This is a genomic window from Enterobacter sp. 186315 (assembly GCF_053290175.1).
Genome location: NZ_JBPTTK010000013.1, coordinates 22,438 through 44,688 on the forward strand (window position 1 = coordinate 22,438; position 22,251 = coordinate 44,688).

Here is a 22,251-nt window from a genome sequence, read left to right on the forward strand (position 1 = left end):
TGTGAAATTCAGGCGCTGACGAGGATCCCCTGCGCGGCAAACGCCGCCCGGAGCCGACGCGCAAACAGCAGCGCGTGCTCGCCATCACCGTGTAAACAAACCGTGTCTGCCTGTACCTGTACCCGCGACCCGTCGCAGGTTTTCACCCGCCCGTCGCGCACCATCTCCAGCGTCTGTTCAAGCGCCTGCTCCTCGTCGGTAATCAGCGCGCCCGGCTGGTGACGCGGAACCAGCGTGCCGTCCGGCTGATATCCCCGGTCGGCAAACACCTCCTGCCGGGTGATGAGCCCGTAACGCTGCCCGGCGCGGATCAGCTCGCTTCCCGCAAGACCCGTGAGGATCAGTTGCGGATTCGCGTCACGCACCGCCCGGGCAATCGCGTCGGCCAGCGCAGGCTCTTTCGCCGCCTGGTTGTAGAGCATCCCGTGGGGCTTGACGTGGCGCAGCACGCCCTGCTGCGAGCGGACAATCGCCTCCAGCGCGCCAATCTGATAAAGCGTCTGGGCATAGACCGTTTCGGGCGGCAGCCTCATGGCCGTGCGGCCGAAATTTTCCCGGTCCGGGAAGCCCGGATGGGCGCCAATGGCGACGCCATTTTTTATCGCGTGGCGCACGCTCGTCAGCATGGTCTGCGCATCGCCCGCGTGAAAGCCGCAGGCGATATTCACCGACGACACAAGCGTCATCAGCTCCGCATCTGCGCTTCCGCCCTCGCCCAGATCGGCGTTTAAATCAATCTTTACCATCGAGTCGCCACGCCATCTGCTGTAAAAAGCGCTGCTGATCCTGACGCGCGTCGAGCGCCTCTTCCAGCGAGCACTGTACGAAGTGGATCGGCTGTCCGAGCGGGATCTGCGCCAGATGATACCTGTCGGCATCGATAATACAGGCGATACGCGGATAGCCGCCCGTGGTCTGGGCGTCGTTCATCAGCACAATCGGCTGCCCGTTTGGCGGCACCTGCACCACGCCCGGCAGCAGCCCGTGTGACAACAATTCGCGATCCGTCGTGCGCGTTAACGGCTGTCCCTGGAGACGATAGCCCATGCGGTTACTCTGCGGGCTAAGATACCAGGGCGAACGCCAGAAGGACTCCTGCGATACCGCGTCGAACTCCTGATATTCCGGCCCCGGCAGGGCGCGAATGCGGTTGCCCCACAGCAGCTGTTTCACCCCCTGCGTGGTGGTGAAGTGGCGGTCAGACGGCTTCACCGCCAGCCGATCGCCGTCGCGCAATAGCCGCCCTTCATGCCCGCCGATAGCGGCTTTAGCATCGGTGCTGAACGAGCCCATTACCTCCGGCACGTCAATGCCCCCGGCAACGGCAAGGTAGCTGCGAACCCCGTGACGCGGGCGGTTAAGCACCAGCTGCTGGCCCGCTCTGGCGCGCAAACGCCAGCCGGTCCACACCGCTTTGCCGTCCAGCGTCGCGTCACAGCCTGCGCCGGTCAGGGCGAACCAGGTCTCTTCGCTAAACTCCACCACGCACTGTCCAAGGGTGATTTCCAGCGCCGCAGCGCTTGCGGGATTACCCACCAGCAGGTTGGCAATTTCAAACGACGGCCTGTCGAGCGCGCCGCAATAGCTCACGCCCGACTGGCGCAGGCCAAAGCGCCCTGCATCCTGTACCGAGGTGTAAAGCCCCGCGCGGATCAGCGTTAACATATCCCCTCCTTCTGCGGGATAAAGCGCAGCGTGTCGCCCGGACGAAGCAGGATGGGCGACGCGTGTGATGGCTCAAACAGCGGCACCGGCGTGTGGCCAATCAGCTGCCAGCCGCCGGGGGAGGCCAGCGGATAGATGCCGGTCTGCTCCCCGCCGATCGCCACCGTACCCGCAGGCACGCTCAGGCGCGGCTCGGCACGTCGCGGCGTGCGCAGCGCGGGAGGCAGCCCGCCGAGATAGGGGAAGCCCGGCTGGAAACCGACAAACCAGACCACGTAGTTCACCGAGGCGTGAAGCTCGACCACCTGTTTTTCCGTCAATCCACTGTGCGCTGCGACCACGGACAGATCCGGACCGCCCTCCCCGCCGTACACCACCGGGATGTCGATGGCGCGGGATTCCGGCTCCAGCGCGTCGCTCTCTTCCCACCAGCGCTGCAACCGCTCGATGGCGTCCAGCGCCTTCATGTGCGGATTGCGCAGCACCACGGTGATATTGTTCATCCCCGGAATGGCCTCCACCACTTCCGGTATTTCGGGCAGACGCTGCGTCAGCCGCCAGATCCGCTTTTGTGTGGCAAGGGTGACAGGCGGCTCCAGCTCCAGAACCACTGCCGTTTCACCCAGAAGATAACAACGCGCTCGCTGCACTCAGGCACCTCTCATCACGCAGGGTTAGGGATATCAATAAAGGTGACGTCCAGATCGGTATTTTCGGTCAGCCATTCGCTGAGGGCGCGAATACCGCCGCGCTCCGTGGCGTGGTGCCCGGCCGCGTAGAAATGCAGGCCCTGCTCACGCGCGGAGTGGACGGTCTGCTCCGACACTTCGCCGGTGATGAACGCGTCAACGCCGAAACGCGCCGCGCTGTCGATAAAGCCCTGACCGCCGCCGGTACACCAGGCCACGCGCTTGATGGTGTCCGGTCCGGTATCGCCGCACCACAGCGGACGACGCCCCAGACGCGCTTCGATCCAGGAGGCCAGTTCAAGGCCGGGAACCGGCATAGAAAGCTCGCCCCACGGCACCAGCGGTTCAATTTCGCCCATCACGGTAATGCCCAGCAGCTGCGCGAGCTGAACGTTGTTGCCCAGCTCAGGGTGCGCATCCAGCGGCAGGTGGTAGCCGTACAGGTTGATGTCGTTAGAGAGCAGGGTTTTCAGGCGATTGCGCTTCATGCCGCGAATAATCGGCGATTCGTTTTTCCAGAAGTAGCCGTGATGCACAATTACCGCATCCGCCTCCTGGCGCACCGCTTCATCCAGCAGCGCCTGGCTTGCCGTCACCCCGGTGATAATTTTCTGGATGTTTTCACGCCCTTCTACCTGCAACCCGTTCGGACCGTAGTCGCTAAAGCTGCTGGCGTTCAGTTTTTCGTTAATCAGGCTTTCCAGTGCGGTATTTTTCATTCTGACTCTCTTAAGCTTTACGGGCGGCTTCATACGCTGCCAGCGTGGCGGCGCGCGCCTGTTTATGGTCGACAATCGGGCGGGGGTAATCCAGCGTGACGCGCTGTTTGTCCGCCCATGCCCACGGGTCGTGGATCGCTTTTGCCGGGACATCCTTCAGTTCAGGCACCCAGCGGCGAATAAACTCGCCGTCGGCATCAAATTTTTGTCCCTGCGTGGTCGGGTTAAAGATCCGAAAATAGGGCGCGGCATCCGTTCCGGTGGAGGCCGCCCACTGCCAGCCGCCGTTGTTGGCGGCCAGATCGCCGTCGATCAGCTGAGAAATAAAATAACGCTCTCCGGTACGCCAGTCGATAAGCAGATCTTTAACCAGGAAGCTGGCGGTAATCATACGCAGACGGTTGTGCATCCAGCCGGTTTCATTCATCTGACGCATGGCGGCATCCACAATCGGGTAGCCCGTGGCTCCCTTCTGCCAGGCCTGCAAGTGCGCCTCGTTGTCCTGCCATTTTACGTTTTCGGTCCAGCGAATGAAGGGACGATGCTTACACAAGCCTGGATGATATGTCATCAGATGGCGATAGAACTCGCGCCAGATAAGCTCATTGAGCCACACCGCGCCGTCCCCGCCGTCCAGCGCTTTCGGCTGTTCAGCCAGCAGGCGATGCAGGCACTGGCGCGGGGAGAGCGCGCCCAGCGCCAGGCAGACAGACAGGCGGCTGGTGCCGTCGATGGCCGGGAAATCACGCTGCGCCTCGTAATCCTCCGCCCCCTCTTTACAGAAGTGGCGAAGTCGGGCGATGGCCGCTTTTTCCGTCGCCGGGAACAGCGTGTCATCAAACTCTTTTTGCGGATAGTTGAAGCTCAGTTCCGGCACGTCCGTTATCGCATCGCCCCTGACGGACGGCGCGGGGACGCACTCGGGCAGCGCCTCTTTAAGCCGTTTGATATAGGCGTTTTTAAACGGCGTAAAGACTTTATACATCTCGTGGCTGCCGGTCATTACGCTGCCGGGCGGCAGCATCACGCTGTCATCAAACCCCTGACACACCACCTCGTCCAGCACCTTTTCCAGCTGGCGATCGCGCTGCTGTTCGTTGAATTCGTACTGGTAGTTATAAAAAAGATCCGTGACCTCATGCTGCTTGCAGACGTCCTGCACCTTTTGGATCTGCGCCGCAAAATCGCCGACTTCTTCATAGATCAGCGGGATCCCTTTTTCCGCAAGCGAATGTTGCAGGTCGTTCAGGTATGCCGCGAGACACGCCGCCTGGCGCGGGGCCATCTCATGCTCCCGCCACTGTTCGGGGGTGGCAATAAACAGGGCCAGCACGCGGGCATTTTTAGCGCGGCAGGCGGCCGCAAGGGCGATGTTGTCGTGTACGCGTAAATCCGCGCGAAACCAAACGAGATGGGTGGGCATAAAACTCCTGGCAAATATCCATTATGTCCATAAGGCTATGCCACCAAAGAGAAAATGGGGCACGCGTTGAACTACTTTGCCATGAAGTGTAGACGCGTTAAAACAAAAAAGGCCGCACGAGGCGGCCTTACCCGTACGTCGGGCACAAAAAAACCGCCTTATTGCGAAAGGCGGTTTTTTTTAGAACTGTATCAGTAGAAATCGCAGGTCGCTTTTTCTGCCTGGTCCATCCAGACCGGTTTTTCACTGGTTTTTGCCCAGACGCGGTGCAGATAGCTGTAAAAACGTGCGCGATCTTTCCAGAACAACATCACCGGCAGGGCCAGAACACCCGCCACTACAGCGAAAGTGCGACGCATCAGAACGATATGAGCCGGATACTCTTTATAAAGATCCATATTTTTCTCCCCTATAGTTGGCCGGAAACGCAATCCGGAAAATTTAAAATTTGTGAGCTGGATAAAATAATATCGTTTTGTTTGTAATTTTACTACTCATCCGACCACTTATTTTCATCCATTTAATGAATATTTACACTCGACTCGTAAGTTAGTTACAGAAAAGTTAACGAAATACTTAACAATAGTTAAATTGTGGCTTTTCCATTTTTATACTTTTTTTACACCCCTCCTCCTGATTTTTGCGAAATCTTTGCGCCGTAAATCCTACCGTTAGCACAAATACAAACGTCACCCGGAGGTGAAGTGTGAGTGCAGGTCTGATTACCGGCATCGTGCTGGTGTTCCTGTTATTGGGTTATCTGGTCTATGCCCTGATTAATGCGGAGGCATTCTGATGGCTGCTCAGGCGTTTTTGCTTATTGCCAGCTTTTTACTGGTGCTGTTTCTGCTCGCAAGGCCGCTGGGAACCTTGCTTGCGCGGATGATTAACAACGTGGCGCTGCCGGTGGCGGGCGGCGTTGAAAAAGGCCTCTGGCGGGTGCTCGGCATTGACGAGCGGGAGATGAACTGGCGTCAATATCTGCTGGCGATCCTGCTGCTGAACATCGTCGGGCTGATTGTGCTGTTCGCGATGCTGATGCTACAGGGCAGCCTGCCGCTGAACCCGCAGCGGCTGCCGGGCCTCTCCTGGCATCTGGCACTTAATACCGCCGTCAGCTTCGTCAGCAATACCAACTGGCAATCCTACGCGGGCGAAACCACGCTCAGCTACTTCAGCCAGATGGCGGGCTTAACGGTGCAGAACTTCCTCTCTGCCGCCAGCGGCATCGCCGTGATCTTCGCCCTGACCCGCGCCTTTGCGCGTCAAAACGTCGGCACGCTGGGCAACGCCTGGGTTGACCTCACCCGCATTACCCTGTGGATCCTGCTCCCGCTGTCGTTGCTGATTGCGCTGTTCTTTATTCAGCAGGGCACCCTGCAAAACCTGTTGCCTTACACCGCGTATACCTCGCTGGAGGGGGCCAACGGGCTGCTGCCGATGGGGCCGGTGGCGTCGCAGGAGGCGATTAAGATGCTCGGCACCAACGGCGGCGGCTTCTTTAACGCCAACTCCTCTCACCCGTTTGAAAACCCCACGGCGCTGACCAACTACGTGCAGATGCTGGCGATCTTCCTGATCCCCACCGCCCTGTGCTTTGCCTTTGGTGATGTGGTCAACGACCGCCGTCAGGGGCGCACGCTGCTGTGGGCGATGACGCTCATCTTCGTAGTCTGCGTGGCGCTGGTGATGTGGGCCGAATGGCACGGCAACGGCCACTTTATGCCGCTTGGCGCGGACAGCAATATCAACATGGAAGGCAAAGAGAGCCGCTTCGGCATTCTCGCCAGCAGCCTGTACGCGGTGGTCACCACGGCGGCCTCCTGCGGTGCGGTGAACGCCATGCACGACTCCTTTACCGCGCTCGGCGGGATGATCCCAATGTGGCTGATGCAGATCGGTGAAGTGGTCTTCGGCGGCGTGGGATCCGGGCTGTACGGCATGCTGCTGTTTGTCCTGCTGGCGGTGTTTATCGCCGGGCTGATGATTGGCCGCACCCCGGAATATCTCGGCAAAAAAATCGACGTGCGCGAGATGAAGCTCACCGCGCTGGCGATCCTGGTCACTCCGGCGCTGGTGCTGCTCGGCACCGCGCTGGCGCTAATGACCGAGGCCGGGCGCAGCGGCATCTTCAACCCCGGCATTCACGGCTTTAGCGAAGTGCTTTACGCCGTCTCATCCGCCGCCAACAACAACGGCAGCGCCTTTGCAGGCCTGAGCGCCAACTCGCCGTTCTGGAACTGCCTGCTGGCCTTCTGCATGTTTGTGGGCCGCTTCGGGGTGATTATTCCCGTCCTCGCCATTGCCGGTTCGCTGGTGAGTAAAAAAATACAGCCGACCACCAGCGGCACGCTGCCTACCCACGGCGCGCTGTTTGTCGGCCTGCTGATCGGCACCGTGCTGCTGGTGGGCGCGTTGACCTTTATCCCCGCTCTCGCGCTAGGCCCGGTCGCGGAAACTCTCTCTTTACGCTGATTTTGCGGAGTATTTGTCATGAGTCGTAAACAACTGGCCCTGCTCGAACCGTCGCTCGTTCGCCAGGCGCTTATGGATGCGGTGAAAAAATTAAGCCCGCGCGTTCAGTGGCATAACCCGGTGATGTTTATCGTCTGGATTGGGAGCGTACTGACTACCCTGCTGGCCGTCGCCATGAGCACCGGGCACCTGACGGGGAACGCCCTGTTTACCGGGGCCATCAGCCTGTGGCTGTGGTTTACCGTGCTGTTCGCCAACTTCGCCGAAGCGCTGGCGGAGGGACGCAGCAAAGCCCAGGCCAACAGCCTCAAAGGGGTAAAAAAGACCGCCTTCGCCCGCAAGCTGCGCGAGCCGAAATACGGCGCGCAGATGGACCAGGTTCCCGCAGAAGATCTGCGTAAAGGCGACGTGGTGCTGGTAGAAGCCGGGGACATCATCCCCTGCGACGGCGAAGTCATTGAAGGGGGCGCATCGGTAGACGAAAGCGCCATTACCGGGGAGTCCGCGCCGGTTATCCGTGAGTCCGGCGGCGATTTCGCCTCGGTAACGGGCGGCACGCGCATCCTCTCTGACTGGCTGGTGATCCAGTGCAGCGTCAACCCGGGCGAAACCTTCCTTGACCGGATGATCGCGATGGTTGAAGGGGCGCAGCGCCGCAAAACGCCAAACGAAATCGCGCTGACCATTCTGCTGGTGGCGTTGACCATCGTCTTCCTGCTGGCAACCGCAACCCTGTGGCCGTTCTCCGTTTACGGCGGGACGGCGGTAAGCGTCACCGTGCTGGTGGCCCTGCTGGTCTGCCTGATCCCGACCACCATCGGCGGCCTGCTTTCCGCCATTGGCGTAGCCGGGATGAGCCGGATGCTCGGCGCCAACGTGATTGCCACCAGCGGTCGCGCGGTCGAAGCCGCAGGCGACGTGGACGTGCTGCTGCTGGATAAAACCGGGACCATCACCCTCGGCAACCGTCAGGCGTCTGACTTCCTGCCCGCGCCGGGCGTGGATGAACAGACGCTGGCGGACGCGGCGCAGCTCTCGTCGCTGGCCGATGAAACGCCGGAAGGCCGCAGCATCGTGATCCTCGCCAAGCAGCGCTTTAACCTGCGCCAGCGCGACGTGCAGAGCCTGCAAGCGACCTTCGTGCCGTTTACCGCGCAGACCCGCATGAGCGGCATCAACATTCAGGACCGGATGATCCGCAAAGGGTCGGTTGACGCGATCCGTCGCCATATCGAGGCCAACAACGGCCACTTCCCGCCGGAGGTGGACAAGCTGGTCGAGAGCGTCGCCCGTCAGGGTGCCACCCCGCTGGTAGTGGCAGAAGGATCCCGCGTGCTCGGGGTGATTGCCCTGAAGGATATCGTGAAGGGCGGCATCAAAGAGCGCTTCGCCCAGCTGCGCAAAATGGGGATCAAGACGGTGATGATCACCGGGGACAACCGCCTGACCGCCGCCGCCATTGCCGCCGAGGCGGGCGTGGACGATTTCCTCTCAGAAGCGACGCCGGAAGCCAAGCTGGCATTGATTCGCCAGTATCAGGCGGAAGGACGTCTGGTGGCGATGACCGGGGACGGCACCAACGACGCCCCGGCGCTGGCGCAGGCCGACGTGGCGGTAGCGATGAACTCCGGTACCCAGGCGGCAAAAGAGGCGGGCAACATGGTTGACCTCGACTCTAACCCGACCAAGCTGATCGAAGTGGTTCACATCGGCAAGCAGATGCTGATGACGCGCGGCTCGCTGACCACCTTCAGCATTGCCAACGACGTGGCGAAGTACTTCGCCATTATTCCGGCGGCCTTCGCGGCGACCTATCCGCAGCTTAACGCCCTGAACGTGATGCATCTGCACTCCCCCGCCTCGGCCATTCTCAGCGCGGTGATTTTTAACGCCCTGATTATCGTCTTCCTGATCCCGCTGGCGCTGAAAGGGGTGAGCTATAAGCCGCTGACCGCCGCCGCCATGCTGCGCCGCAACCTGTGGATTTACGGCCTCGGCGGGCTGGTCGTTCCCTTCATTGGGATTAAGGCGATCGACGTGCTGTTAACCCTGTTCGGGCTGGTTTAAAAGGTGAATCAAATGACTATGTTACGCCCCGCTATACTTCTGTTTATTCTGTTAGCGCTCATTACGGGCGGCCTGTACCCGCTGGTGACCACCGCGCTCGGCCAGTGGTGGTTTCAGGATCGGGCGAACGGCTCGCTGATTATCCAGAACGGTGAGCATCGCGGTTCACGCCTGATTGGGCAGAGCTTTACGGACGCCCGCTACTTCCAGGGCCGTCCTTCCGCCACGGCGGAAAGCCCGTATAATCCGATGGCGTCCGGCGGCAGTAATCTGGCGGGCAGCAACCCGGCGCTCGATAGCGCCGTTGCCGAACGCGTGGCCGCCCTGCGCGCCGCCAACCCACAGGCCAGCCGTGAGGTGCCCGTCGAGCTGGTGACCGCCTCCGCCAGCGGCCTGGACTACAGCCTGACGCCGCAGGCGGTGGCCTGGCAGATCCCGCGCGTTGCCGCCGCCCGCCAGCTGACCACAGAACAGGTCAGCCAGCTGGTAGCAGAGCACACGCAAAAGCCGCTGGTCGGTTTTATCGGGATGCCGGTAGTGAATATTGTTGAGCTGAATCTGGCGCTGGACGCGCTAAGGAAAAACTAAATGACCGACGAGCCTATGCGCCCGGATCCGGACAGGCTGCTGGAACAGACCGCAGAGACGCATCGCGGCAAGTTGAAAATTTTCTTCGGCGCCTGCGCGGGCGTCGGGAAAACCTTCGCCATGCTGACGGAGGCCCGGCGGTTACGGGCGCAGGGGCTCGACATTCTTATTGGGGTGGTAGAAACCCACGGACGCAAAGAGACCGCGGCGCTGCTTAACGGGCTGGCGACACAGCCGCCCCGGCGCATCAGCCATCGGGGGCGGCTCGTCACCGAGTTCGATCTGGATGCCGCCCTCGCCCGCCGCCCGGCGCTGATCCTGATGGACGAACTCGCGCACAGCAACGCCCCCGGCTCGCGCCACCCGAAGCGCTGGCAGGACGTGCAGGAGCTTCTCGACGCGGGCATTGACGTGTTCACCACCGTCAACGTTCAGCATCTGGAGAGCCTGAACGACGTGGTGAGCGGCGTGACCGGCATTCAGGTGCGCGAAACCGTGCCCGATCCCTTTTTTGATTCCGCCGACGAAGTGGTGCTGGTTGACCTGCCGCCGGACGATCTTCGTCAGCGCCTGCACGAAGGCAAAGTCTATATCGCAGGCCAGGCCGAACGCGCCATTGAGCATTTCTTTCGTAAAGGCAACCTGATCGCCCTGCGCGAGCTGGCCCTGCGCCGCACCGCCGACAGGGTGGACGACCAGATGCGCGCCTGGCGCGATCTGCAAGGCCAGGAGCGCGTCTGGCATACGCGCGACGCCATTCTGCTGTGCATCGGGCACGGCAGCGGCAACGAAAAGCTGATCCGCACCGCCGCACGCCTCGCCGCCAAGTTTGGCAGCGTCTGGCACGCGGTTTACGTGGAAACGCCGCAGCTTCACGCCCTGCCGGAAAACCAGCGCCGGGCCATTTTAGGCTCGTTGCGGCTGGCGCAGGAGCTGGGCGCTGAAACCGCCACGCTTTCCGAACCGCAGGAGGATAAAGCGATCCTGCGCTACGCCCGGGAGCACAACCTGGGCAAAATTGTGATTGGCCGGCGTCAGCATCGCCGCTGGTTTAGCCGCGAGTCGTTTGCCGACAGGCTGGCGCGCCGCGCGCCGGATCTGGATCTGGTGATCGTTGCGCTCGACGACAAACCCGCCCCCCTGCCCGGTCGTCTGCCGGACGCCCGCAGCTTTGGTGATAAATGGCGCATTCAGATCCGCGGCTGCCTGGTGGCCGCCGTGCTGTGCGCGCTGATCACCATTATTGCCAGCCAGTGGCTGATCGCCTTTGATGCCGCCAACCTGGTAATGATCTACCTGCTCGGCGTAGTCGTCGTGGCGCTGTTTTACGGGCGCTGGCCGTCTGTGCTGGCCACGATCATTAACGTCATCAGCTTCGATCTGTTCTTTATTGCCCCGCGCGGCACGCTGGCAGTGTCTGACGTGCAGTACATCCTGACCTTTGGCGTGATGCTTACCGTCGGGCTGGTGATCGGCAACCTCACGGCGGGGGTGCGCTATCAGGCGCGTATCGCCCGCTATCGTGAACAGCGCACCCGTCATCTTTACGAGATGTCCAAATCCCTGGCCGTGGGGCGCACACCGCTGGATATCGTCCAGACCAGCGAGCAGTTTATTCGCTCGACCTTTCACGCCAGCAACCTGATTTTGCTCCCTGACGAGCAGGGGCATTTACGCCCGCTGACCCCTGCCTCCGGCATGATGCCGTGGGACGAAGCCATCGCCCGCTGGAGCTTTGATAAAGGGCTGCCCGCAGGCGCGGGGACCGACACGCTGCCGGGGGTGCCTTATCAGATCCTGCCGCTGCGCAGCGCCGATAAAAATCAGGGGCTGGTGATTGTTGAGCCAACCAACCTTCGCCAGCTGATGATCCCCGAGCAGCAGCGCCTGCTGGAAACCTTCACCCTGCTGGTCGCCAGCGCCCTTGAGCGTCTGGCGCTGACCGCCAGCGAAGAACAGGCGCGGCTGGCGAGCGAGCGCGAAAGCATTCGCAACGCCCTGCTGGCGGCGCTCTCTCACGATCTGCGCACGCCGCTCACGGTGCTCTTTGGCCAGTCTGAGATTCTGACGCTGGATCTGGCCGCCGAAGGCTCCCGCCACGCGAAGCAGGCCAGCGAAATCCGCGAGCACGTGCTGAACACCACCCGTCTGGTCAACAACCTGCTGGATATGGCGCGCATTCAGTCCGGCGGCTTTAACCTGAAGAAAGAGTGGCTGACCCTCGAAGAGGTGGTCGGCAGCGCTCTGAAAATGCTGGAGCCGGGGATGGGCGGTCGACATATTGAGCTGAACCTGCCGGAACCCTTGACCTTAATTCACGTCGACGGCCCGCTGTTTGAGCGCGTGCTAATCAACCTGCTGGAAAACGCCGCTAAATACGCCGGGCAAAAAGCCCGGATCGGCATTAACGCTACGGTACAAAATCAGGCGTTGCAGCTTGAGGTGTGGGATACCGGGCCGGGGATCCCTGCCGGGCAAGAGCAGGCCATCTTTGAGAAATTCGCGCGCGGGAATAAGGAGTCCGCCATTCCCGGCGTCGGGCTTGGGCTGGCGATTTGTCAGGCCATTATCGACGTCCACGGCGGCACGATTTCGGCGCACAACCGCCCGGAAGGGGGCGCTCGTTTTTGTGTTACACTTCCCCTCGATCCGCCGCCCGAACTTGATGACTATCCCGAGGATTTGTGATTAACGTCCTGATTGTTGAAGATGAGCTTGCCATTAGCCGTTTTCTGCGCGCCGCGCTGGAGGGGGACGGCCTGCGCGTACACGAGGCCGGAACGCTACAGCGCGGTCTGATTGAAGCCGCCACCCGCAAGCCGGATCTGGTCATCCTCGATCTGGGACTGCCGGACGGTGACGGCATTGATTTTATCCGTGAGGTGCGCCAGTGGAGCCAGATGCCGATTCTGGTGCTCTCGGCGCGAACCGAAGAGTCCGACAAAATCGCCGCGCTGGATGCCGGAGCCGACGACTACCTGATCAAGCCTTTCGGTATTGGCGAGCTACAGGCGCGGCTGCGCGTGGCGCTGCGTCGGCATAGCGCCACTGCCCCTTCCGAGCCGGTCTATACCTTCTCCGACGTTCAGGTCGATTTAGCCTCGCGGCGCATTCAGCGCGGCAGCGAAGAGATCCACCTCACCCCGATTGAGTTTCGTCTGCTGGCGGTGTTGCTCAATAACCACGGCAAGGTGCTGACCCAGCGACAGCTGCTAAATCAGGTGTGGGGGCCGAACGCGGTGGAGCACAGCCACTATCTGCGCATCTATATGGGACATCTTCGTCAGAAACTCGAAGCGGATCCCGCCCGTCCGCGCCATCTGTTAACCGAAACCGGGATTGGCTATCGCTTTATGCTGTGAGCATAAACATGCCCGGCGACGAGGTAAACGCAAAACGGCAACCCTGAGGTTGCCGTTTTGCGTTTGTGACGGGGTGAGGGCATCAGCCCGCACCAAGCCACTTATGCGTTCTTCAGCACTTCGCTGACAATCTCAACCGCTTCTTTCTCGATCTGCTGACGGTGTTCCGCGCCGAGGAAGCTTTCGCAGTAGATTTTGTACGCATCTTCCGTACCGGAAGGACGCGCGGCGAACCAGCCGTTTTCGGTCATCACTTTCAAGCCACCGATGGACGCGCCGTTACCCGGTGCCGCCGTCAGGCGCGCGGTGATCGGGTCGCCCGCCAGCGTGCTTGCGCTGACCATCTCTGGAGAGAGTTTGGACAGCGCCGCTTTCTGCGCAGAGGTCGCACCCGCCTGGATACGGTTGTAGCTTGGTGCGCCGAAGCGTTCAGCCAGCTCGTTATAGTGCTCCTGCGGGTTTTTCCCGGTCACAGCGGTAATTTCCGCTGCCAGCAGGCACATAATGATGCCGTCTTTATCGGTGGACCACGGCGTGCCGTCGAAGCGCAGGAAGGATGCGCCCGCGCTCTCTTCGCCGCCGAAGCCGAAGCTGCCGTCGTGCAGACCATCAACGAACCACTTGAAGCCTACCGGCACTTCCACCAGCTTGCGGCCCAGCGCGTCAACCACGCGGTCGATCATCGCAGAGGACACCAGCGTTTTACCGACGGCAACCTCTTTGCCCCACTGTGGACGATGCTGGAACAGATAGTTGATCGCAACGGCCAGATAGTGGTTCGGGTTCATCAGACCGGCCGGGGTCACGATACCATGACGGTCGTAATCCGGATCGTTAGCGAACGCCAGGTCGAATTTGTCGCGCAGCGCCAGCAGGCCAGCCATCGCGCATTCAGAGGAGCAGTCCATGCGGATCGCGCCGTCTTTATCAAGGTGCATAAAGCGGAAGGTCTGATCGACGTGATCGTTCACGATGGTCAGATCCAGCTTGTAGTGCTCCGCAATACGTTTCCAGTATTCGATACCGGAACCGCCGAGCGGATCCACGCCGAGCTTCAGGCCCGCTTTCTGGATAGCCGCCATATCGACGATATCCGCCAGCCCTTCCACAAACGGCTGCACCAGATCCTGCTCTTTCACATGACCGGAGGCCATCGCCGCATCCAGAGAGATGCGCTTAACCCCTTTCAGGCCGTCTGCGAGCAGCGCGTTGGCGCGATCTTCCACCACTTTCGTGACGTTAGTATCCGCCGGGCCACCGTTAGGCGGGTTGTATTTGATGCCGCCGTCTTCCGGCGGGTTGTGGGACGGGGTAATCACGATACCGTCCGCCTGCGCGCCGCCTTTCTTGTTGTGAACCAGAATAGCGTTAGACACCGCAGGGGTTGGGGTGAAGCCGTTGTTTTCCTGCACGATGACGTCAACGCCGTTGGCTGACAGCACTTCCAGCACGGAGATGAAGGCAGGTTCGGACAGGGCGTGGGTATCTTTGCCTACATAGCACGGACCGGTCACGCCATTTTTAGCGCGCTCTTCCGCGATGGCCTGGGCAATGGCCAGAATATGCGGTTCGTTAAAACTATGGCGCGCCGCGCTGCCGCGGTGGCCAGATGTACCGAACTTCACTGCGTGTTCTGCGTTACCCACTTCCGGCTTCAGCACGTAGTACTGAGCGGTCAGCTGGGCGACGTTAATCAAATCGCTTTGTTGTGCAGGTTGTCCCGCACGGCTGTGATTTGCCATTGCCTGGTCCTTCTTATGCAAGGGTTAAATTGTACCGCAAACCTTTTCAATCAATTCCGCCGGGAACTGCATGGACTGCATGATGTGTTCCACCATGCTGCACTTGCGGCCCGTGTTGGTATTGGTGATGACCCAGTACGGCGTACCGGCAACGTGTTTGGGCTTAGTTTGATTGCCATTCTGTAACAGCGTCTGCTCGTCACCCGCGAAATAGACGCGCGTGCGGCCATGCAGCGACTCGGTCGCTTCGGCAAACGCTTTGTTATCCAGTGAGTAGAGTGTAGACAGCACCAGCATAAAGCGGTTAACCGCTTTTTTCTGCTCAGCGTATTCGTCGGAAAGCAGCAGCTCGCGCATGGCGCGGACTTTGTCTTTCGCCGGGATCGCGGCAGGTTTGGCCGGGGCGGCTACGCTTGTCTGAGACACGACATCTTTCGCGACGGGAGTGACAGGCTGTGAGGCGGCGGAAATTTTAAGCATGCGCCGTAAAATGTCTGACGCGCTCTCCCCGATATGCCGCGTCTGGCTGGCGATATACTGATAGAGTTCGTCATCAACTTCGATTGTTTTCATCTTAATCCAGTGCGATATCTTATCTGAATACAAGTCGTTGGGAGTATAAGGTCAAATCCCAACAGCGGATAGCGTCAAGCCGGGTTGGCGGCAAAAGTCAGATTAAACTGGATCCTTGCAGCCGGGCGGCAGAATGGTCAACATGATACCCTAACCTGACATACGTAAAAAAAGAACTTTGCCATGAAATTGAATACCCGAGCGCAATCTGCACAATCGCCGAACAATAATTCTCCCATCGTACTGGTTCACGGCCTGTTTGGCAGCCTGGATAACCTGGGCGTACTGGCGCGCGATCTGGTAAGCGATCACGACATCCTTCAGGTGGATATGCGTAATCACGGACTTTCCGGGCGCTCCCCGGAGATGACCTACCCGGCGATGGCGCAGGATCTTCTGGATACGCTGGATGCCAATAACCTCGAAAAGGTGACGCTGATCGGGCATTCAATGGGCGGCAAAGCGGTAATGGCGCTGACGGCGCTTGCGCCTGAACGTATTGCGGGCCTGGTGGTGATTGACGTCGCCCCCGTGGATTACCACGTGCGCCGCCACGACGAGATTTTTGCCGCCATCAACGCGGTCACACAGGCGGGTGTCGCCACGCGCCAGCAGGCTGCCGCAATAATGCGTGAACATCTGGACGAAGAAGGCGTGGTGCAGTTTTTGCTGAAATCCTTCGTCGACGGCGAGTGGCGCTTCAACGTGCCGGTGCTCTGGGATCAGTATCCCCATATCGTCGGCTGGGAGCCGGTTCCGGCCTGGCACCACCCTACCCTCTTCGTGCGCGGCGGTAATTCGCCGTACGTTACCGAAGCCTGCCGCGATGAATTGCTTAAGCAGTTCCCCGAGGCGCGCGCGCATGTGATCGCCGGTGCCGGACACTGGGTTCATGCCGAAAAACCGGACGCCGTGCTGCGCGCCATCCGCCGCTATCTCTCTGATACCGCTAATTGATTAAAAAGGCAGCGACTGGAAGGCCGCGGGCTTCCAGTCGTTGGCGTGCCGTTTTCGGTGATGTATGATGGCGCGCTTATCGCCCGGGCTATAGCAGGGCGGCTTGTTTTCCCCCGAAGTCTCAAAATCATGGCCAAAGAACAAACGGACCGCACGACAATAGATCTGTTCGCGAATGAGCGTCGCCCGGGACGTCCTAAGACAAATCCGCTTTCGCGTGATGAACAGCTGCGTATCAATAAACGCAACCAGCTTAAACGCGATAAAAATCGTGGGCTTAAGCGCGTCGAATTAAAGCTCAACGCCGATGCCGTTGACGCGTTAAACGAGCTGGCCAGCGCCCGCGACATCAGCCGCAGCGAGCTGATTGAAGAGATGCTGATCGCCCAGCTTGAACAGCTGCACGGCAAGGCATAAGTCTTAAAATCCCCTTTATCCTCTTTTTTCATGTAGCAGAGAGTGCAGTCCTGCGTGATAGCTGTTTCCGCAGGGTTGTCTGTTCTGCTATTATTGCCCTTATCCGTGGACAAATTGCGCCACCATACCATTAAGTTTCAAGAGGTTATTTTACTCATGGCAATCATCGGCATTTTCTTCGGCAGTGATACCGGCAATACCGAAAACATCGCAAAAAACATTCAAAAACAGCTCGGTAAAGACGTTGCCGATGTGCACGACATCGCCAAGAGCAGCAAAGAAGATCTCGAAGGCTATGACATCCTGCTGCTGGGTATTCCAACCTGGTACTACGGCGAAGCGCAGTGTGACTGGGACGATTTCTTCCCGACGCTGGAAGAGGTTGATTTCAACGGCAAGCTGGTTGCACTGTTCGGCTGTGGCGATCAGGAAGACTACGCGGAATACTTCTGTGACGCGCTGGGCACCATTCGCGACATCATTGAACCACGCGGCGCGGCCATCGTGGGCCACTGGCCAACCGCAGGCTATCACTTCGAAGCCTCTAAAGGTCTGGCAGATGACGACCACTTCGTTGGTCTGGCCATCGATGAAGACCGTCAGCCAGAACTGACCGCTGAACGCGTTGAAAAATGGGTGAAGCAGGTTCGCGAAGAGCTGAACCTCGACGACATTCTCAACGCCTGATATCCCGGTGGCGCAGCTTCGGTTGCGCCCGTTTCCAGGTGAAACCGATTAAATTAATTGCTACAAACTTTTAACTTTTTCGCTCAGACCTGTACAATATCCCCCGAGTTAAAGTGGATGACATCGGACAAGTTTGTCGGTGATCCCACGTTTTTATACGCATATTTTGCTTGAGACTTGCAGTTTTCATTTAGCCATGGCAGTTCTATAATGATACGCATTATCCCAGGCGCATTCTCAGTCACTTCTTCCTTAGAAGTGAATTGTTTAGCAACAGGACAGATTCCGCATGACAGACAACAACACCGCACTAAAGAAGGCTGGCCTGAAAGTTACGCTTCCTCGGTTAAAAATCCTTGAAGTCCTTCAGGGGCCAAACAATCACCATGTCAGTGCGGAAGACCTTTATAAGCGTCTTATCGACATGGGTGAAGAAATTGGACTGGCAACCGTTTATCGCGTGCTGAACCAGTTTGATGACGCGGGCATTGTTACCCGTCATAACTTCGAAGGCGGTAAATCTGTTTTCGAACTGACCCAGCAGCATCACCACGATCACCTGATCTGCCTCGACTGCGGCAAGGTTATTGAATTTAGCGATGATTCTATCGAATCACGCCAGCGTGAAATCGCAGCCCGTCACGGCATCCGCCTGACCAACCACAGCCTGTACCTGTACGGCCACTGTGCTGAAGGCGATTGCCGCGAGAACGATCACGCGCACGACGCGAAGTAAGCAAGCTTTCATACTCTGAGCCAGCCGCAAGGTTGGCTTTTTTTTGCATTAAAAAAGCCCGGTGGCGCTGCGCCACCGGGCATGATGATGACAACAACTTATTTATTGTTATTGCGTATCTCGTCCCAAATCCGATCGCAGCGCTTTGCCACTTCCTGATCGTTACCGGTTTTACGCGCCTGAATACAGGCCTGGTAATCCATCACGCGGACGTTTTCCTGATTAGCAAACTGCTCGTGCGCCTTCTCTTTCTTCAGCACGTTCAGCACGCTCTGGCAGGCTTCAATCTTCTCTGGCGACCCTTCCGCCGTATTAATGCAGGCGCTGTACGCCTCTTTCAGACGGGAATCCTCTTTAGCGGCCTGCGGCTGCGCGCACGCCACCAGCCCCGACGCCAGCAGCCCGACAATAACCATTTTTTTCATCATGTTCAGTCTCCATGTCGGCGGGACTCAGCCCGCCGGAAGGTTCATCAGAAGATAGTGAATGGGGCAATGACCATGAATTTCACGTCACGTTCATCCTGGAAGATGTTGCCGTAACCGCCCTCGTAGCTTGGGATATCGGAGTGGTTGTCGTACTGGGTGAAGTGCAGTTTGAACATCGTGCCTTTCGCACGGCCATCCTGAACGGTGTACATCGCGTCCAGGCTATAAGAAGACTCTTTCAGGCGGTAGTTCGGATCGTAGTAGGCGTCCGGGGTAGCCATATCGGCAGGTTTTGCATCCCATGCGTAAGCGTAAGACGCGCCCACCGCCCAGCCCGGCAGGTTCCAGTTCTTCAGATCATACATCGCGCCGAAGAAGACCGCTTTTTCGCCATCGGTGTTGAAGTCAGAGCGATTATCCCACCAGATATCCAGACGACCGTTTGAAGAGGCGTAGGTTGGCGTCATACGTTGCAGGAAGTAGCCCTGCTGGCCTTCCGCCTTAACCCAGGTCCCTTCCAGACGTAAATCCACCTGCCCGACCTTGTACCCGAAGGTCAGCGCCTGCAACCATGCGGTGCCGTCGTAAATGTCGTTCACGGTGCCGTTACTGGCTTTATCGCGGGTGCCGTAGAACTGATAGCTGGTGCTCAGCGGGCTACCGGCGATATCAAATTTGTAGCTGGCTTTCGCGAAGTACTGATCGATATAGCCTTCCGCCTGGCCGAATGCGGCTTCGAGCACCAGGTCGTTTTTAAAGTCATACTTCGCGCCCAGCGAGTGCAGGTAATCGACTTTGGTCTTTCTGTCATTTTGATAGAACTTGTCCATCTCAATGTGCCACGGCGCTTTGTACTCGTTGGTCCACATATAGGAGAAGCTCAGCGCGCCCGCATCGCCATAATCGAAATTAGCCCCGGCTTCTGCCCCCTGATAAGTACCCGGCATAAAGCTCCAGTGTGGTGCTAATAGCGTTTGTCCGGTTGGCTGAATATAACCACCGCGCGCCCAGACCGGGCCATATTTGAATTTCGCAGCCGCTTTATAGAGGCTGATACCGCTCTTATCACCTGACCAGTCTTCTTTATAGGCTTTGTTACTGGAGGAGAAAGCAATTTCGTTCGGGTGGCCGCTGTCGCCGTTTTCAGCCATTTCAATGGCGGTGAATGCCGCAATATCCAGACCGAACATATCGGCGGCATAGCCTGACTGGAAGTCCAGGTTGGCGTTCCAGGTGGAGTGAGCAAGGTTGGTTTTATATTTATCTTCCCTGACGTCTTTACGGTCACGTTCACGCTGCCAGTAATAAATACCGCCCGTGAGGGTAGAATCATCGACGAAACCTTCTGCCTGTGCCTGTGGAACAACAATCAGGCCCGACATTGCTGTCACACCGGCAATAGCCAGCGCCAGCGCACTACGTTTGCCACTGAACGTACGCATAGATTATTCCTCTTTGACGAATTAAAACGCCTAAAACGGCGAAAAATAAAAAGACCGATTGGTCAGGGGTAGTTAGAAATACCCTCGAATTAACTACCGTCTTTAGGTTATTTTTCGCGACGCGAATTATCAACGCTTTTTAGCGGGCAAAAGTCAGGATTATGACGAAGTGCACATAATTAGTAGTGCTTTGTAACATTTAGCGAGAGGCGAGGATTTATAAGGGAAAGCGATTAAATTCAGGGGGTAATAACCTGCACGGGCGTTAATTTTTCACGTTTTAATGTTCCCGCAAAGATATAAACTTTTTTTGAGTAAAATAAGTAGCAGCTCATTGACCTGTTATTTCGAGGTCGGTTTATTATTAACGCCAATAAAGGCATGATCGTTAAATAAAAAAAACGCCGCAGATGCGGCGTTTGTTTCTCATTGACCTGTTCGGCGTTATTATTCGCCTGCTTTCGCCCAGGTATCACGCAGACCGACGGTACGGTTAAATACCGGTTTTTCCGCGGTGCTGTAGCGGCTGTCGAGGCAGAAGTAGCCTTCACGCTCAAACTGGTACGCTTTGCTGATTTCAGCATTTTTCAGCGACGGTTCAGCGTAGCCCTGTTTGATTACCAGAGATTCCGGGTTGATGGTCGCCAGGAAGTCGTCAGCCGCGCCCGGGTTAGGCACGCTGAACAGACGATCGTACAGACGGATTTCAACCGGCAGCGCGTGGGCAGCGCTGACCCAGTGGATAACGCCTTTCACTTTGCGACCGTCCGCCGGATCCTTGCTCAGCGTTTCAGCGTCGTAAGTACAGAAGATGGTGGTGATGTTGCCTTCTGCGTCTTTCTCTACGCGCTCGGCTTTGATGACGTAAGCGTTACGCAGACGCACCTCTTTGCCCAGCACCAGACGCTTGTACTGCTTGTTCGCCTCTTCGCGGAAGTCAGCACGGTCGATCCAGATTTCAGCGCTGAACGGCACGTCACGGCTGCCCATTTCCGGCTTGCTCGGATGGTTAGGCATAGTCACCAGCTCGCTCTCGCCCTGCGGGTAGTTTTCGATAACCAGCTTAACCGGATCGATAACCGCCATCGCGCGTGGTGCGTTCTCGTTCAGATCTTCACGTATGCAGGATTCCAGAGAGGCAATCTCAATGGTGTTGTCCTGCTTGGTCACGCCGATACGCTTACAGAACTCGCGAATAGAGGCAGAAGTGTAGCCGCGACGACGCAGACCGGAGATGGTCGGCATACGCGGATCGTCCCAGCCTTCAACGTGCTTGTCGGTGACCAGCAGGTTCAGCTTGCGCTTGGACATCACGGTGTATTCCAGATTCAGACGAGAGAACTCGTACTGACGCGGATGCACAGGGATGGTGATGTTATCCAGCACCCAGTCGTACAGACGACGGTTGTCCTGGAACTCCAGCGTACACAGCGAGTGGGTAATGCCTTCCAGCGCATCGCTGATGCAGTGGGTGAAGTCGTACATCGGGTAGATGCACCACTTGTTGCCGGTCTGGTGGTGTTCCGCAAACTTAATGCGGTACAGCACCGGATCGCGCATCACGATAAACGGAGAGGCCATGTCGATTTTGGCACGCAGACAGGCTTTGCCCTCTTCGAAGCCACCTGCACGCATTTTTTCAAACAGCGCCAGGTTCTCTTCCACGCTGCGATCGCGGTACGGGCTGTTTTTACCCGGCGCGGTCAGCGTGCCGCGGTATTCGCGGATCTCGTCAGCAGAGAGTTCGTCGACATACGCCAGCCCTTTGTTGATCAGTTCAACCGCGTAAGCGTACAGCTGATCGAAATAGTCAGAGGAGTAGCAGATATCGCCAGACCAGTTGAAGCCCAGCCATTGCACGTCGTTCTTGATGGACTCAACGTATTCGATGTCTTCTTTTACTGGATTGGTGTCATCGAAGCGCAGGTTGCACTGGCCCTGATAGTCTTGCGCGATGCCAAAGTTCAGGCAGATGGATTTCGCGTGACCGATGTGCAGGTAGCCGTTTGGCTCCGGCGGGAAACGGGTATGGACCGTGGTGTGCTTACCACTGGCCAGATCTTCATCGATGATCTGGCGAATAAAGTTACTCGGGCGGGCTTCAGCCTCACTCATCGCAGGTTCCTCAAAGCGTAAACAACGTATAACGGCATATGATCTTATAAGCCGGACGCAGTGACAACCCTTTAAAACGTCCAGGATGTAAATAATGGGGGCATTTGCTGCAAAAAAAAGCGGCGGAGGTTTTCCCCCGCCGCGTAAGGCATGATTCTACTCAGGA

Annotated in this window: 21 protein-coding genes; 10 read left to right on the forward strand and 11 right to left on the reverse strand. The window is 58.2% G+C overall.

Annotation, left to right across the window (positions count from 1 at the left end):
* Positions 1–8: 8 nt before the first annotated feature.
* The 6 genes from pxpA to ACSVHP_RS15155 all read right to left on the reverse strand — a co-directional run bounded on the left by pxpA (position 9) and on the right by ACSVHP_RS15155 (position 4,894).
* The gene (gene pxpA, locus ACSVHP_RS15130; RefSeq protein ID WP_447552313.1) at positions 9–746 is read right to left on the reverse strand and encodes a 5-oxoprolinase subunit PxpA; all 738 of its coding nucleotides are present in this window, start codon (positions 744–746) and stop codon (positions 9–11) included.
* Positions 733–1,665: a 5-oxoprolinase subunit PxpC gene (gene pxpC, locus ACSVHP_RS15135; RefSeq protein ID WP_417316564.1), complete on the reverse strand. Its 933-nt coding sequence runs from the start codon at positions 1,663–1,665 to the stop codon at positions 733–735. The genes pxpA and pxpC overlap by 14 nt, the downstream gene beginning before the upstream one ends.
* Entirely contained in the window at positions 1,659–2,315 is a 657-nt protein-coding gene (gene pxpB, locus ACSVHP_RS15140; protein ID WP_447552314.1) for a 5-oxoprolinase subunit PxpB, read from the reverse strand. Before pxpB ends, pxpC begins: the two co-directional genes overlap by 7 nt.
* Before the next feature lie 14 nt (positions 2,316–2,329).
* Positions 2,330–3,073, reverse strand: a complete 744-nt coding sequence (locus tag ACSVHP_RS15145) for a type 2 GTP cyclohydrolase I (protein WP_447552315.1) — start codon at positions 3,071–3,073, stop codon at positions 2,330–2,332.
* Positions 3,074–3,083: 10 nt separating this feature from the next.
* The gene (gene phrB / locus ACSVHP_RS15150) at positions 3,084–4,496 is read right to left on the reverse strand and encodes a deoxyribodipyrimidine photo-lyase (protein WP_447552316.1); all 1,413 of its coding nucleotides are present in this window, start codon (positions 4,494–4,496) and stop codon (positions 3,084–3,086) included.
* Between the two features lie 191 nt (positions 4,497–4,687).
* Positions 4,688–4,894, reverse strand: coding sequence for a YbfA family protein (locus ACSVHP_RS15155; RefSeq protein WP_234673490.1), 207 nt, complete (start codon positions 4,892–4,894; stop codon positions 4,688–4,690).
* A gap of 308 nt (positions 4,895–5,202) precedes the next feature.
* On the opposite strand from ACSVHP_RS15155, the gene kdpF reads away from it, so the two are divergent.
* The 6 genes from kdpF to kdpE are packed head-to-tail and all read left to right on the forward strand — an operon-like array spanning position 5,203 to position 12,988.
* The gene (gene kdpF / locus ACSVHP_RS15160) at positions 5,203–5,292 is read left to right on the forward strand and encodes a K(+)-transporting ATPase subunit F (protein ID WP_015386886.1); all 90 of its coding nucleotides are present in this window, start codon (positions 5,203–5,205) and stop codon (positions 5,290–5,292) included.
* The gene (kdpA, locus tag ACSVHP_RS15165; RefSeq protein WP_447552317.1) at positions 5,292–6,971 is read left to right on the forward strand and encodes a potassium-transporting ATPase subunit KdpA; all 1,680 of its coding nucleotides are present in this window, start codon (positions 5,292–5,294) and stop codon (positions 6,969–6,971) included. The genes kdpF and kdpA overlap by 1 nt, the downstream gene beginning before the upstream one ends.
* An 18-nt stretch (positions 6,972–6,989) precedes the next feature.
* Entirely contained in the window at positions 6,990–9,038 is a 2,049-nt protein-coding gene (gene kdpB, locus ACSVHP_RS15170) for a potassium-transporting ATPase subunit KdpB (protein WP_447552318.1), read from the forward strand.
* A 12-nt stretch (positions 9,039–9,050) separates the two neighbouring features.
* A complete protein-coding gene (gene kdpC, locus ACSVHP_RS15175) occupies positions 9,051–9,626 on the forward strand; it encodes a potassium-transporting ATPase subunit KdpC (protein WP_447552319.1) in 576 nt (191 codons plus the stop codon).
* Positions 9,627–12,314 carry a two-component system sensor histidine kinase KdpD gene (gene kdpD / locus ACSVHP_RS15180; RefSeq protein ID WP_447552320.1) on the forward strand — a complete coding sequence of 896 codons (2,688 nt, stop codon included), beginning with the start codon at positions 9,627–9,629 and terminating at the stop codon, positions 12,312–12,314.
* Positions 12,311–12,988 (forward strand): two-component system response regulator KdpE, encoded by a 678-nt coding sequence (kdpE, locus tag ACSVHP_RS15185; protein WP_447552321.1) that lies wholly within the window; start codon positions 12,311–12,313, stop codon positions 12,986–12,988. The genes kdpD and kdpE overlap by 4 nt, the downstream gene beginning before the upstream one ends.
* Positions 12,989–13,089: 101 nt before the next feature.
* On the opposite strand, the gene pgm is transcribed toward kdpE, so the two are convergent.
* The gene (pgm, locus tag ACSVHP_RS15190; RefSeq protein WP_447552322.1) at positions 13,090–14,730 is read right to left on the reverse strand and encodes a phosphoglucomutase (alpha-D-glucose-1,6-bisphosphate-dependent); all 1,641 of its coding nucleotides are present in this window, start codon (positions 14,728–14,730) and stop codon (positions 13,090–13,092) included.
* A gap of 24 nt (positions 14,731–14,754) precedes the next feature.
* Complete coding sequence (gene seqA / locus ACSVHP_RS15195; RefSeq protein WP_447552323.1) at positions 14,755–15,303, reverse strand: replication initiation negative regulator SeqA; 549 nt, start codon at positions 15,301–15,303, stop codon at positions 14,755–14,757.
* A 183-nt stretch (positions 15,304–15,486) separates the two neighbouring features.
* Here seqA and ybfF point away from each other — a divergent pair, with 183 nt between their 5' ends.
* The 4 genes from ybfF (at position 15,487) to fur (ending at position 18,100) form a co-directional block, all read left to right on the forward strand.
* Complete coding sequence (gene ybfF, locus ACSVHP_RS15200; RefSeq protein ID WP_447552325.1) at positions 15,487–16,260, forward strand: esterase; 774 nt, start codon at positions 15,487–15,489, stop codon at positions 16,258–16,260.
* A 129-nt stretch (positions 16,261–16,389) separates the two neighbouring features.
* Entirely contained in the window at positions 16,390–16,677 is a 288-nt protein-coding gene (gene ybfE, locus ACSVHP_RS15205) for a LexA regulated protein (protein WP_234673481.1), read from the forward strand.
* 156 nt (positions 16,678–16,833) lie between these two features.
* Positions 16,834–17,364: a flavodoxin FldA gene (gene fldA, locus ACSVHP_RS15210; protein WP_003858653.1), complete on the forward strand. Its 531-nt coding sequence runs from the start codon at positions 16,834–16,836 to the stop codon at positions 17,362–17,364.
* A gap of 289 nt (positions 17,365–17,653) precedes the next feature.
* Positions 17,654–18,100: a ferric iron uptake transcriptional regulator gene (gene fur / locus ACSVHP_RS15215; protein WP_447552327.1), complete on the forward strand. Its 447-nt coding sequence runs from the start codon at positions 17,654–17,656 to the stop codon at positions 18,098–18,100.
* 98 nt (positions 18,101–18,198) lie between these two features.
* On the opposite strand, the gene chiQ is transcribed toward fur, so the two are convergent.
* From chiQ to glnS, 3 genes are all read right to left on the reverse strand, one after another.
* Positions 18,199–18,525 (reverse strand): ChiQ/YbfN family lipoprotein, encoded by a 327-nt coding sequence (gene chiQ / locus ACSVHP_RS15220; protein WP_447552374.1) that lies wholly within the window; start codon positions 18,523–18,525, stop codon positions 18,199–18,201.
* A 47-nt stretch (positions 18,526–18,572) separates the two neighbouring features.
* Positions 18,573–19,970, reverse strand: coding sequence for a chitoporin ChiP (chiP, locus tag ACSVHP_RS15225; protein ID WP_447552328.1), 1,398 nt, complete (start codon positions 19,968–19,970; stop codon positions 18,573–18,575).
* Between the two features lie 447 nt (positions 19,971–20,417).
* On the reverse strand, positions 20,418–22,085 hold the full coding sequence (gene glnS, locus ACSVHP_RS15230) for a glutamine--tRNA ligase (protein WP_234673479.1): 1,668 nt from the start codon (positions 22,083–22,085) through the stop codon (positions 20,418–20,420).
* Between the last annotated feature and the right edge of the window lie 166 nt (positions 22,086–22,251).